Annotated in this window: 9 protein-coding genes; 3 read left to right on the plus strand and 6 right to left on the minus strand. The window is 70.0% G+C overall.

Features of this window, described 5'->3' with window-relative positions; genetic code table 11:
* The first annotated feature begins 31 nt into the window (after window positions 1-31).
* A complete protein-coding gene (gene pknB / locus ACPEH0_RS04580) occupies window positions 32-1,969 on the plus strand; it encodes a Stk1 family PASTA domain-containing Ser/Thr kinase (RefSeq protein ID WP_366212907.1) in 1,938 nt (645 codons plus the stop codon).
* 52 nt (window positions 1,970-2,021) lie between these two features.
* On the opposite strand, the gene ACPEH0_RS04585 is transcribed toward pknB, so the two are convergent.
* From ACPEH0_RS04585 to ACPEH0_RS04595, 3 genes are all read right to left on the minus strand, one after another.
* Window positions 2,022-3,350, minus strand: coding sequence for a class II 3-deoxy-7-phosphoheptulonate synthase (locus tag ACPEH0_RS04585; protein ID WP_064002353.1), 1,329 nt, complete (start codon window positions 3,348-3,350; stop codon window positions 2,022-2,024).
* 71 nt (window positions 3,351-3,421) lie between these two features.
* On the minus strand, window positions 3,422-4,111 hold the full coding sequence (locus ACPEH0_RS04590; protein WP_064002354.1) for a lysophospholipid acyltransferase family protein: 690 nt from the start codon (window positions 4,109-4,111) through the stop codon (window positions 3,422-3,424).
* 1 nt (window position 4,112) lies between these two features.
* Window positions 4,113-5,048, minus strand: a complete 936-nt coding sequence (locus ACPEH0_RS04595; protein ID WP_423719411.1) for an ROK family protein — start codon at window positions 5,046-5,048, stop codon at window positions 4,113-4,115.
* A 144-nt stretch (window positions 5,049-5,192) separates the two neighbouring features.
* Here ACPEH0_RS04595 and ACPEH0_RS04600 point away from each other — a divergent pair, with 144 nt between their 5' ends.
* Entirely contained in the window at window positions 5,193-7,028 is a 1,836-nt protein-coding gene (locus ACPEH0_RS04600; RefSeq protein WP_359919209.1) for an AMP-dependent synthetase/ligase, read from the plus strand.
* A gap of 60 nt (window positions 7,029-7,088) precedes the next feature.
* On the opposite strand, the gene ACPEH0_RS04605 is transcribed toward ACPEH0_RS04600, so the two are convergent.
* The 3 genes from ACPEH0_RS04605 to ACPEH0_RS04615 are packed head-to-tail and all read right to left on the minus strand — an operon-like array spanning window position 7,089 to window position 12,453.
* The gene (locus ACPEH0_RS04605; RefSeq protein ID WP_366212905.1) at window positions 7,089-7,577 is read right to left on the minus strand and encodes a peptide deformylase; all 489 of its coding nucleotides are present in this window, start codon (window positions 7,575-7,577) and stop codon (window positions 7,089-7,091) included.
* The gene (locus ACPEH0_RS04610; RefSeq protein ID WP_217531336.1) at window positions 7,577-8,992 is read right to left on the minus strand and encodes a MinD/ParA family ATP-binding protein; all 1,416 of its coding nucleotides are present in this window, start codon (window positions 8,990-8,992) and stop codon (window positions 7,577-7,579) included. The genes ACPEH0_RS04605 and ACPEH0_RS04610 overlap by 1 nt, the downstream gene beginning before the upstream one ends.
* A gap of 53 nt (window positions 8,993-9,045) precedes the next feature.
* Entirely contained in the window at window positions 9,046-12,453 is a 3,408-nt protein-coding gene (locus tag ACPEH0_RS04615) for a pyruvate carboxylase (protein ID WP_217531268.1), read from the minus strand.
* A 96-nt stretch (window positions 12,454-12,549) separates the two neighbouring features.
* Here ACPEH0_RS04615 and ACPEH0_RS04620 point away from each other — a divergent pair, with 96 nt between their 5' ends.
* Window positions 12,550-13,362: a ParA family protein gene (locus ACPEH0_RS04620; protein ID WP_064002359.1), complete on the plus strand. Its 813-nt coding sequence runs from the start codon at window positions 12,550-12,552 to the stop codon at window positions 13,360-13,362.
* Window positions 13,363-13,414: the final 52 nt, after the last annotated feature.

Raw genomic sequence — 13,414 nt, forward strand, 5'->3', positions numbered from 1 at the left:
GCTCGCAGGGTCGGCTCCGTAGACTTCTGACGTGAACGCCACCCCGCAGACCGACCCGCTGATCGGCCGCCTGGTCGACAGCCGGTACCGGGTCCGCGGGCGCATCGCCCGAGGCGGCATGGCCACCGTGTACGTCGCGACGGACTTGCGGCTCGAGCGGCGCGTCGCGCTCAAGGTGATGCACGGCCACCTCTCCGACGACACCGTCTTCCAGAACCGCTTCATCCAGGAAGCACGGTCGGCCGCGCGTCTCGCCGACCCCCACGTCGTCAACGTCTTCGATCAGGGCCAGGACGGCGAGATGGCGTATCTCGTCATGGAGTACCTCCCTGGGATCACGCTGCGCGAGCTGTTGCGCGAGCAGAAGCGGCTCACGCTCCCCCAGACGATCACGATCATGGATGCGATCCTGTCCGGTCTCTCGGCGGCGCACCGCGCGGGGATCGTGCACCGCGACGTGAAACCCGAGAACGTCCTGCTGGCGGAGGACGGCCGCATCAAGATCGGCGACTTCGGCCTCGCCCGTGCGACGAGCGCGAACACCGCCACCGGGCAGATGCTGCTCGGGACGATCGCCTACTTGGCGCCCGAGCTGGTGACGCGGGGGACGGCGGACGCCCGCAGCGACATCTACGCGCTCGGCATCATGCTCTACGAGATGCTCGCGGGCGAACAGCCCTACAAGGGCGAGCAGCCGATGCAGATCGCCTACCAGCACGCGACCCACTCGGTTCCGCGCCCGAGCGTGAAGAACCCCGCCGTGCCGGAACAGCTCGACGAGCTCGTGCTGTGGGCCACCGAGCGCTCGCCCGAGGACCGTCCGACTGACGCGCGCGAGATGCTCGAGCGCCTGCGCGAGATCGAGAAGCAGCTGGGCGTGTTCCCGCAGGTGGTGCGCTCCACCCCCACCGGGACGAAGGTCGTCGTCGACGACTCGCTCGACTCCGACGAGGTGACCCGCGTCATGCCCGGCACGTTCACGGCACCGAGCGTCACGACGGAGGTCGACAACGCGACCCGCCTGCGGCGACGCACGCACCGCAACGCGGTCAAGGGCGGCTGGCTGCTCGCCGTGGTCCTGGTGCTGGCCGCCGGTGCCGGCCTGGCCGGATGGTGGTTCGGCAGCGGTCCCGGTTCACTCGTCGCCGTCCCGACGGTGGTCGGGATGAGTTTCGACGACGCCGAGGACCTGCTGGCCGAGAACACCCTCGTCGCGCGCCGCAGTGACGTCCACAGCCTGGAGGTCCCCGCCGGGGAGGCGATCGGGACGGACCCCGGCACCGGCGAGTTCGTCGACCGCGACACTCCGGTGACCGTGCAGATCTCCGCCGGTCCCGCCACCGCCGAGCTGCCGGCCCTGCAGGGCAGGTCAGAGGAGGACGTGCGGGCGGTGCTGGAGAAGGCGAACATCACCGTCGAAACGGTCGGTAAGTATTTCACGAGTTTCCCGCCGGATCAGGTCGTTCGGGCATACGTCACGCAAGGCGCCGGAAGTGAGCCCGTCGAGTGCACGGAGGGCTGTGAAGTGCTGGAGGGATCGACCTCCGAGCTCCGGGTCTCCCTCGGTCCCGTCCCCGAGGTGACCGGGATGGAGTTGGAACAAGCTCAGAATGTCTTGAGCGGTGTCGGACTCGAGTCGAAGGTGACAGAGGAGTTCAGCGAGACCGTCGACTCCGGGCGAGTAATCGCCATCGCTGATCGCACCGAGCCTGGTTCCTGGAAGCCGGGAGACGAAGTGACGCTGATCGTCTCGAAGGGTCCTCAGCTATTCCCCATCCCGGACGTGGGTGGACTGACACTCTCAGAGGCGGCGCAGCTCCTGCGCGACAGAGGATTCACGCCGACCTATCAAGGGTTCTGGAACGCGGTCCCGAACGAACTGACGAAGGTGCAGCGAACAGATCCGGCGGCAGGCGAGCAGCGGAGACGGGGCTCCGAGGTGGCCCTGACGATCAGTCTGCTCGGCTGACGGACGACGAGGGCCCGGCGGTCGATCACCGCCGGGCCCTGGTGTCGCCTCGTCAGCGGTTGCCGAGCTCCTCGGCGACGAGGAAGGCGAGCTCGAGCGACTGCATGTGGTTCAGGCGCGGGTCGCACAGCGACTCGTAACGCGTCGCGAGGGTCGCCTCGTCGATCATCTCGGACCCGCCCAGGCACTCGGTCACGTCATCGCCCGTGAGCTCGACGTGGATGCCGCCCGGGAACGTACCGACCGCACGATGCGCCTCGAAGAAGCCGCGCACCTCGTCGACGACGTCGTCGAAGCGACGCGTCTTGTAGCCGGTCGGCGTCGTGATCCCGTTGCCGTGCATCGGGTCGGTCACCCAGAGCGGCGTGGCACCGGCATCCTTCACCGCCTCCAGCAGCGGCGGGAGCGCGTCGCGGATCTTGCCGGCGCCCATCCGCGTGATGAAGGTGAGCCGCCCCGGCTCGCGCTCGGGGTCGAGCTTGTCGATGAGGGCCAAGGCGGTCTCGGGCGACGTGCTCGGTCCGAGCTTGACCCCGATGGGGTTGCGGATCTTCGAGAAGTAGTCGACGTGGGCGCCGTCGAGGTCGCGGGTGCGCTCCCCGATCCACAGGAAGTGCGCCGACGTGTTGTACGGCGTGTCCGTGCGCGAGTCGATGCGCGTCATCGGGTGCTCGTAGTCCATGAGCAGACCCTCGTGACCGGTGTAGAACTCCACGCCGCGCAGCTCGTCGAAGTTCGCCCCCGCGGCCTCCATGAACTTGATGGCCCGGTCGATCTCGCCTGCGAGACGCTCGTAACGCTGGTTCGCGGGGTTCTTCGCGAAGCCCTGGTTCCAGCTGTGGACCTCGCGGAGGTCCGCGAACCCGCCCTGCGTGAAGGCGCGGATGAGGTTCAGCGTGGACGCCGCCGTGTGGTACCCCTTCAGGAGCCGCTGCGGGTCGGCGGTGCGCGAGGCCTCGGTGAAGTCGTAACCGTTGACGATGTCGCCGCGGTACGCGGGCAGGGTGACGTCGCCGCGCGTCTCGGTGTCGCTCGAGCGCGGCTTGGCGAACTGACCCGCCATACGCCCCATCTTCACGACCGGCATCGACGCGCCGTAGGTGAGGACGACGGCCATCTGCAGAACCGTCTTGATGCGGTTGCGGATCTGCTGCGCCGTGGCACCCGCGAAGGTCTCGGCGCAGTCGCCACCCTGCAGCAGGAAGGCCTGGCCTGCGGCGGCGTTCGCCAGGCGGGCGCGGAGATTGTCGACCTCGCCGGCGAAGACGAGGGGCGGAAGGGTCGCGATCTCGGCGGAGACGGCGGCGACCGCATCCGCGTCGGGCCACAACGGCTGCTGCTTGATCGGGAGCGAGCGCCAGTGGTCGAGAGGAGTGGGCATCCGCCAATTCTAGCGGCGGCGGACGGCGCCCCCGGCCGTGTGACGGGGGGCCGCGACGGCGCAGCGAGAGCTCAGGAAGCGGATGCCGGGCGCCGGTGCTTCACCGTGGAGGCGTAGACGTCCTCGTACTCCTGCTCCCCCATGCGCTGGAGGGCCACCATGATCTCGTCGGTCACCGAGCGCAGGACGAAGCGATCGGACTCCATGCCGTGGAAGCGGCTGAAGTCGAGGGGCTCGCCGATGACCATGCCCACCCGGCCGACCCGCGGGATCGACCGGCCGATCGGCATGACGTCGTCGGTGCCGATCATGACGACCGGGATCACCGGGACGCGCGCCGTCAGCGCCATCCGCGCGAGGCCCGTGCGGCCGCGGTACAGCTTGCCGTCGGGGCTGCGGGTGCCCTCGGGGTAGATCCCGAGCAGGTCGCCGCGACCGAGCACCTGGAGTCCGGTGTTCAAGGATGCCTCGGAGGCCTTGCCGCCCGTGCGGTCGATCGGGATCTGGCCGGTCCCCTGCATGAAGACGCGCGTGGCCCAGCCCTTCAGCCCCTTGCCCGTGAAGTAATCGCTCTTGGCGAGGAAGGACATCGGCCTGTCGATCATCAGCGGCAGGAAGATCGAGTCGCTGACCGACAGGTGGTTGCTGGCGATGATGGCGGCCCCGGTCGCCGGGATGTTGCTCCGACCCACGATCCACGGACGGAAGATCGCCTTCACGATCGGTCCGATGATGAGGTACTTCAGGACCCAGTAGACCATCTCAGACCCGGCCTCCTGCAAGGTCGGCCACGCCGATCAGGCCGGCGTCGTTGCCGAGGGTGGCGATGGCGAAGGATGCGACCGGTCGCTCGCCGTAGCCCGGCAGCGCCGTCGCGTATGCCTCGCGCACCGGGTGGAGGAGCCGCTCCCCCAGGTCGGCGACACCGCCGCCGATGACGAACAGGGCCGGGTCGAGGACGGCCTGGAAGCCGCCGCACGCCTCACCGAGGGCCGTCGCGACGCGGTGAACCGCCTCGAGGGCGCCGGCGTCGCCGTCCGCGATGAGTCGCTCCATGGCCGCTGCCGGCACGATCCCGTCGGCGGTCCGCGCGGCGGCGAGGCCCGCGCCGAGGGCGCCGGATGCCGCGATGTCCGCCGCTTCGCGCTGCAGGGCGCGCCCGGAGGCGTACTGCTCGAGGCATCCGTTCTGACCGCAGCCGCAGGGGCGGCCGCCGCGCTCGAAGCGGATGTGGCCGAGCTCGCCGCCGATGCCGTTGCCGCCGACGAGCAGCTCGCCGTCGATGATCGCGGCGCCGCCCACGCCCGTGCCCAGGGTGATCATCACCATGTCGCGGACGTCCCGACCGGCACCGAAGCGGAACTCGCCCCACCCGGCCGCGTTGGCATCGTTCTCGAGGGTGACGGGACGTCGGATGCGTCGCTCCAGCTCGTCGCGGAGCGGCTCGTCGGTCCAGTCGATGTTGGGGGCGTGCAGGATGACGGACCGGCTCGCATCGATGAAGCCGGCCGCGGCCACGCCCACGGCGTGCACCACCCGGTCGGTGACGAGGTCGTCCACCATGGCGGCGACGGCGTCCGCCAGCGCGTGGGGATCGGCGGGGGTGGGGACACGGCGCCGGTCGACGATCGTGCCGTCCGGGTCGACGATGCCTCCGGCGATCTTGGTCCCACCGATGTCGATGCCGACGTTAAGCACACCACTCCCCTCCGCGCGTGCGGGCGCACGGCATCCGTGAGTCTAACGGGGCGCGACGGGCCGCCGCGGCCGTGGGATCGAGGATCACGATGGCCTAGACTCGGTCGCACCTGACGCCACCCGGTACCGAAGGAGTTGCCGCCCATGAGCGCCGTACAATTCGACGTCCCCGCCGTTGTGCCCGCCGACCCGACCGCGAACACCTCGGACATCCTCGTCCAGCGGGTGAAGGCGACGCCGTCGCTGGCCCTGTTCGCCGTCCCGGACGGGGACGGATGGCGAGACGTCACCGCAGCGGAGTTCCACCGCGAAGTGATCGCGCTCGCGAAGGGATTCGCGGCCAGCGGCATCCAGCCCGGCGACAAGGTCGCCTTCCTCGCACGGACGACCTACGACTGGACCCTCGTCGACTTCGCGCTCTTCTTCGCAGGAGCCGTCATGGTGCCGGTCTATGAGACCAGCTCCGCGTCGCAGATCAACTGGATCCTCACCGACTCGGGCGCCGTGGCCATGGTGGTCGAGAACGCGACCCACGCCGAGCGTGTCGCCGAGATCCGCTCGGAGGTCCCGCTCGTGCGCGAGGTGTGGACGATGGGCACCGGGGACCTCGACAGCCTGCGCGCACGGGGCACCGAGATCACCGACGACGAGATCGAGCGCCGCCGTTCGCTGGCCAACGCCGACGACATCGCGACCCTCATCTACACGTCGGGGTCGACCGGCCGGCCCAAGGGCTGCGTCCTCACCCACAAGAACTTCGTCGAGCTCTCCCGCAACTCCGCCAAGGCGCTCCACGAGGTCGTCGAGCAGCCCGGGGCCGCGACCCTCCTCTTCCTCCCCCTCGCGCACGTGTTCGCACGGTTCATCTCGATCCTCAACATCCACGCCGGGGTGAAGACGGGCCACGAGCCCGACACGACGAAGCTGCTCGCCGGACTCGGCTCGTTCAAGCCGACGTACCTGCTCGCGGTGCCGCGCGTGTTCGAGAAGGTCTACAACTCGGCCGAGCAGAAGGCGGAGGCCGGCGGCAAGGGCAAGATCTTCCGGGCCGCGGCGGCCGTCGCCGTCGAGCACTCCCGCCGCCTGCAGGACGGCGAGAAGATCCCGCTCGGGATGAAGATCAAGTTCGCGCTCTTCGACCGCCTCGTCTACAGCAAGCTGCGCACCGCGATGGGCGGGCGTGTGACGCACGCCGTCTCGGGATCGGCGCCGCTCGGGCCGCGCCTCGGTCACTTCTTCCACAGCCTCGGCGTGCAGATCCTCGAAGGCTACGGGCTCACCGAGACCACCGCGCCGGCGACCGTGAACCTCGCCACGAAGTCCAAGATCGGCACGGTGGGCCCCGCGCTCCCCGGCGTCGGCGTCCGGCTGGGCGAGGACGGCGAGATCGAGGTCCGCGGCATCAACGTCTTCAAGGAGTACTGGCGCAACCCCGAGGCGACCGCGGAGGCCTTCCACGACGGCTGGTTCCGCACGGGCGACATCGGGACCTTCGACTCCGAGGGCTACCTCACCATCACGGGGCGCAAGAAGGAGATCATCGTGACGGCCGGGGGTAAGAACGTCGCCCCCGCCGTCCTCGAGGACCCCATCCGCGCGAACCCCATCGTCGGGCAGGTGGTCGTCGTGGGCGACCAGAAGCCGTTCATCGGCGCCCTCGTCACGCTCGACCGCGAGATGCTGCCGACCTGGATGTCCAACAACGGACTCGCCGCCGACATGCCCATGTCGCAGGTGATCACGCACCCGAAGGTGCTCGCCGAGGTGCAGTCCGCGGTGGACCGGGCCAACAAGGCGGTCTCGCGCGCGGAGTCGATCCGCAAGTTCGTGATCCTCGACACCGAGTGGACCGAGGCATCCGGTCACCTGACGCCGAAGATGAGCATCAAGCGGAACGTGATCCTCTCGGACTTCGCCGGCGACATCGAGGAGCTGTACCAGGCGAACGTGTCCACCACGAACATCTCCCTCGGGAACTGACCCGCACCCCCTCACACGACGAAGGGCCCCGGCGATCCGGGGCCCTTCGTCATGTGCGCGTCAGAACCAGTCGGACTCGCGCACTTCGCGCATCGCCTGGCGCCGGATGTCCTTCGGCAGGCGGTCGAGGTACAGCATCCCGTCGAGGTGGTCGCATTCGTGCTGCAGCGCCTGTGCGAGCAGCCCCTCCCCCTCGATGACGAGCTCATCACCGTGCAGGTCGATGCCGGTGACTCGCGCCCAGGGGTGACGGAGGGCGTCGTGCCAGAGACCGGGGACCGAGAGGCATCCCTCCCCCGTCGGCACCGGATCGCCCGCGACCTCGAGGGTGGGGTTCAGGATGTACCCGATGACGCCGTCGACGTTGTAGCTGAAGGCGCGGACGCCGACACCGATCTGCGGCGCCGCGACGCCGGCACGACCCGGTTCGGCGACGGAGTCGACCAAGTCCGACACCAGGCTGACGACGCCCTCGTCGATGTCGTCGACGGGTGCGCACACCGACCGCAGGACGGGGTCGCCGAACAGGCGGATGGGACGGACCGCCATCAGCGCACCGTTCCCGCCGCGCGCAGCCCCTCGACGACGACGGCCGCCAGCTCGCGGGCGGCGAGGCGCGTCGCGCCGGCCAGCTCGCGGAACGAGATCGGACCGCCGGTCGCGATGTGCGCGTCGTACGGAATGGTCACGACCGCGCGCACGCGGCTGCGGAAGTGGGATTCGAGCTCGCTCGGCTTGATGAGGCTCGCCCCCGGCCGGGAGGTGTTGAGCACGACCACGGCGTTGCGGGCGAGCTCGCCGTACCCGTTCGTCTCGAGCCACGACAGCGTCTCGGAGGCCAGCTTGGCCTCGTCGACGCTGCGTCCGGCGACGATGAGGATCTGGTCGGCGAGCTCGAGGGTCGCGTCCATGACGGAGTGCACGATGCCGGTGCCGCTGTCGGTGAGGACGATCGAGTAGTAGTGGGCGGCGATGGCGGCGACGTCGTGGTAATCGCGGTCGCTGAACGCCTCGGACAGGTGCGGGTCGGCATCGGAGGCCAGGATGTCGAGGCGCGTCTCGTCCCGCGCGACGATCCCGGAGAGGTCGTTGAACCCGGTCACGTCGGCGCGCGCACGGACGAGGTCGCGCACGGTCTTGCCGCTCGTGCGCTCGATCCGCTCGGCGAGGGTGCCGCGGTCGGGGTTCGCGTCGACGGCGATGATGCGGTCCTCGCGCGCGTCGGCGAGGGCCATCCCGAGCAGAGTGGTGACACTCGTCTTCCCGACGCCGCCCTTGCGCGAGAGCACGGGCACGAACTTCGCTCCGCCGGTGAGCGGCGCGGTGATGCGGCGGTCGAGCTCCTTGCGTGCGCGGACCTTCGGGCTCTCCGCGAGGAGGACCCGACGGAAGCTCGCGGTGTAGACGAGACGCTGCCAGGCGCCTTCGGGCTCGGGCGCGGCGACGCGGGACCGGTCGATGAGCCGATCGGCGGTGAGCAGGTCCGGGCTCTCGCGGTCGGCCGAGAGCTGGTCGAGGCGGCGGGACTGCAGGGGTTCCTCGTCGACGCGGACCCCGCGCACACGCTCGAGGGCGTGCTTGTCGGCTCCCGCGGGATGGTGGATCGCACGCCGGGTCACCCCCGTCACCGGAGGGACCGTCGCCGGGACGACCTCCGCGTCGACGATGTCGCCCTGGGTGTCGGCTGTCGGCGCAGGAGTCTCGTCCTCGCTCCGGGATGCGGAGACGACGGATGCCTCGTCGTGGCCGTCGTCCGAGGTCCGCTCGGCCTCGTCATTCCCGACCGGGGCGATGTCGTCGTCATCGACGTAGTCGTCGTCATCGTCCGCGAGCGCCGGGAGCGTCAGGTCGATCTGGGCCGTCGTCCCGTCGACGATGCCGATGCCGGTCGTCTCGAGGTTGTCGGTGCGCTCGAGCACACCGTTGTCGACGTCCTCGGACATCTCGTTGTCGCGCTCACGCATCACGGGGGTCACTCCTGGTGGATCTGGGGCCTCGGAAAGCCCGACGAACCAGGTTAGTCCGCGGGACGGACGACGAGCAAAAGGTCACCCGCCTCCACCTGCGCGGTGGGGGCGATGACGATGCGCTCGACGACGCCGTCGACGGGGGCAGTGATGGCCGCCTCCATCTTCATCGCCTCGATGGATGCCACGGGCTCCCCCGCGCGCACCTTCGCGCCCTCGTCGGCCTTCACGGTGACGACACCAGAGAACGGTGCGGCGACCTGACCCGGCTTCGACGTGTCGGCCTTCTCGGCCTGGCGGGCCTCGACGGCGACCGAGCGATCGCGGACGGTGACCGGGCGCAGCTGACCGTTCAGGGTCGCCATGACCGTGCGCATCCCCTTGTCATCGACTTCGCCGATCGCCTCGAGACCGACGTAGAGCTGCACGCCCCGCTCGATCTCGACCACGTGCTCCTGGCCCGGCTTCATCCCGTACAGGTAGTCGATGGTGTCGAGGACGCTGAGGTCGCCGAACGTGTCACGGACCTCGTGGAACGCCTTCGTCGGAGCGGGGAAGAGCAGCCGGTTGAGCTTCTCGCGTCGCGTCGCCGAGTCCGCGTCGAGAGCCGCGGCATCCTCTGCGGAGATGTCGGTCACGCCCACCTTCACGGAGCGTCCCGCGAGCACCTTCGACCGGAAGGGCTCCGGCCAGCCGCCGGGCAGGTCGCCCAGCTCGCCGGCCATGAAGCCGACGACCGAGTCCGGCACGTCGTACTTCTCCGGGTTCGCTTCGAAGTCAGCCGGGTCGGCCTTCACGGCCGCGAGGTGCAGGGCGAGGTCGCCCACGACCTTCGACGACGGCGTGACCTTCGGGACACGGCCGAGGATCCGGTTGGCCGCGGCGTACATGTCCTCGATGAGCTCGAAGTCCTCCGACAGCCCGAGGGCGATCGCCTGCTGACGCAGGTTCGAGAGCTGGCCGCCGGGGATCTCGTGGTGGTAGACGCGCCCGGTGGGGCCGGGCAGCCCCGACTCGAACGGTGCGTAGAGGTTGCGGACCGCCTCCCAGTACGGCTCCAGGTCCGAGACCGCCTGCAGGTCGAGTCCGGTGTCGCGCTCCGTGTCCGCCAGGGCGGCGACCAGCGCCGACAGCGAGGGCTGGCTCGTCGTGCCCGACATCGGCGCGGCGGCGGCGTCGACGGCATCCGCTCCGGCCGCACTGGCCGCGAGGAGGGTCGCCAGCTGACCGCCGGCCGTGTCGTGGGTGTGCACATGGACCGGCAGGTCGAAGCGCTCCCGCAGTGCCGACACGAGCCGCGCCGCGGCAGCCGGACGCAGCAGCCCGGCCATGTCCTTGATCGCGAGGATGTGGGCGCCGGCGTCCACGACCTGCTCCGCGAGGCGCAGGTAGTAGTCGAGCGTGTACAGGTCCTCGGCGGGGTCGAGGAGGTTGCCGGTGTAGCAGATCGCCGCCTCGGCGACGGCGGTGTCGGTGGCGAGGACCGCCTCGATCGCGGGCCGCATCTGACTGACGTCGTTGAGCGCGTCGAAGATGCGGAAGATGTCGACACCGGATGCCGCGGCCTCCGCGACGAACGCATCCGTGACCTTCGTCGGGTACGGCGTGTAGCCGACAGTGTTGCGACCGCGCAGGAGCATCTGGATCGCGACGTTCGGCAGGGCGGAGCGGAGGGCGTCGAGACGCTCCCACGGGTCCTCGCCGAGGAAGCGGAGGGCGACGTCGTAGGTCGCACCTCCCCACGCCTCGACCGACAGCAGCTGCGGAGTGAGCCGGGCGACGTGCGGGGCGACGCGGACGAGGTCCTTCGTGCGCACGCGGGTCGCGAGCAGGGACTGGTGCGCGTCGCGGAAGGTCGTCTCCGTGACGGCGAGTCCGTCCTGCGCGCGGAGCGCCTCGGCGAAGCCCTTCGGGCCGAGCTCGAGCAGACGCTGCCGCGACCCGGGGGCAGGGGCTGCATTCAGGTCGACGACCGGCAGCTTCGCGGCGGGGTCGGTGTGGACCGGGCTGTCGCCGTTCGGGCGGTTGACCGTCACGTCCGCGAGCCAGGACACGATCTTGGAGCCACGGTCCTTCGACTCACGACCCTGCACGAGCTCGGGCCGCTCGTCGATGAACGCCGTGCTCAGGTCGCCGGCGGCGAAGGCCGGGTCGTCGAGCACCCGCTGCAGGAACGGGATGTTCGTCGACACACCGCGGATGCGGAACTCCGCCAGCGCGCGACGAGAGCGGACGACCGCGGCCTCGAAGTCGCGCCCCCGGCACGTCAGTTTGGCCAGCATGGAGTCGAAGTGCGGGCTGATCTGCGAGCCGGCCGCGGTCGTCCCGCCGTCCAGACGGATGCCGGCACCGCCCGGCGAGCGGTAGGTCGTGATCTTGCCGGTGTCGGGGCGGAAGCCGTGCGCGGGATCCTCCGTCGTGATGCGGCACTGCAGGGCGGCGCCGCGCAGGTGGATCTGCTCCTGGCGCAGGCCCAGGTCCTCGAGGGTCTCGCCCGCGGCGATGCGCATCTGCGACTGCACGAGGTCGACGTCGGTGACCTCTTCGGTGACGGTGTGCTCGACCTGGATGCGGGGGTTCATCTCGATGAACACGACTTCGCCCGCACGGGGACCGGCGGTCTCGAGGAGGAACTCGACGGTTCCCGCGTTCACGTACGAGATGGACTTCGCGAACGCGACGGCGTACGCGTAGAGGTCGCGGCGGATCTCGTCCGAGAGGCCCGGCGCGGGTGCGATCTCGACCACCTTCTGGTGGCGACGCTGCACCGAGCAGTCGCGCTCGAACAGGTGGACCGTGTTCCCCGCCGCATCCGCGAGGATCTGCACTTCGACGTGACGCGGCCGCTGCACGGCCTGCTCGAGGAAGACACGCGGATCCCCGAACGCGCTCCCCGCCTCGCGCATCGCCTCCGACAGCGCGGGCGGGAGGGCGTCGGGGTGCTCGACCCGCCGCATCCCGCGACCGCCGCCGCCGGCGACGGCCTTCACGAAGATCGGGAAGCCGATGTCGGATGCCTGGGCGACCAGGGCGTCGATGTCGTCCGACGCCTCCGTCGAACGCAGCACCGGCACGCCCGCGGCGATCGCGTGCTGCTTGGCGGTGACCTTGTTGCCGGCCATCTCGAGCACTGTCGAGGACGGACCGATGAAGGCGATCCCATGGTCGGCGGCCTTCGCGGACAGCTCGGGATTCTCCGACAGGAATCCGTAGCCCGGGTAGATCGCATCGGCGCCGCTCTCGAGCGCGACGCGGATGATCTCGTCGACGTCGAGGTACGCGCGGACGGGGTGGCCCACCTCGCCGATCTGGTACGCCTCGTCGGCTTTCAGCCGGTGCAGCGAGTAGCGGTCTTCATACGGGAAGACGGCGACCGTCCGTGCCCCGAGCTCATACGCGGCGCGGAATGCGCGGATGGCGATCTCTCCGCGATTGGCGACCAGAATCTTGCGAAACATGCTCTTCACCTCACTGGGTGCGGGGCCACTCCGTCGGGGCCGCCGAGGTACGGGCTGAGTACCCTCACAGCCTAGGGGACGGTAACGTAGTCGCTTGTGCACGTACTCTCCGTCAGCTCCCTCAAAGGTGGCGTCGGCAAGACGACCGTGACCCTCGGCCTCGCCTCCGCGGCGTTCGCGCGCGGGGTGCGGACCCTTGTCGTCGACCTGGACCCGCAGTCCGACGTGTCGACGGGCATGGACATCCAGGTGGCGGGTCGGCTCAACGTCGCCGACGTCCTCGCCAACCCCAAAGAGAAGGTGGTCCGTCAGGCCATCACCTCGAGCGGCTGGGCGAAGGTGCACCCCGGCACGATCGACGTCATGATCGGCAGCCCCTCTGCGATCAACTTCGACGGTCCGCACCCGAGCGTCCGCGACGTGTGGAAGCTCGAGGAGGCCCTCGCCACCATCGAGGCCGACTACGACCTGGTGCTCATCGACTGCGCGCCATCGCTGAACGCCCTCACGCGCACCGCGTGGGCGGCATCCGACCGTGTCGTCGTCGTGACCGAACCCGGCCTGTTCTCCGTCGCGGCGGCGGACCGTGCGCTCCGCGCGATAGAGGAAATCCGCCGCGGTCTGTCCCCCCGTCTGCAGCCCCTCGGCATCGTCGTCAATCGCGTCCGCCCGCAGTCCATCGAGCACCAGTTCCGCATCAAGGAGCTGCGCGACATGTTCGGGCCGCTCGTGCTGACCCCCCAGCTCCCCGAGCGCACCTCCCTGCAGCAGGCGCAGGGCGCCGCGAAGCCGCTGCACATCTGGCCCGGCGACTCCGCGCAGGAGCTCGCCGCCGACTTCGACTCGCTGCTCGACCGGATCGTCCGCACGGGTCGCATCCCCGTCTCGGGCGCCGCCTCCCCCGCCTGACCGTCCGGCACCCGGGCGCGCGAGAGCATCCTCCGCGCGTACGGGGATGCGG

The organism is Microbacterium sp. NPDC079356, from assembly GCF_049545465.1.
Lineage (GTDB): Bacteria > Actinomycetota > Actinomycetes > Actinomycetales > Microbacteriaceae > Microbacterium > Microbacterium gawkjiense.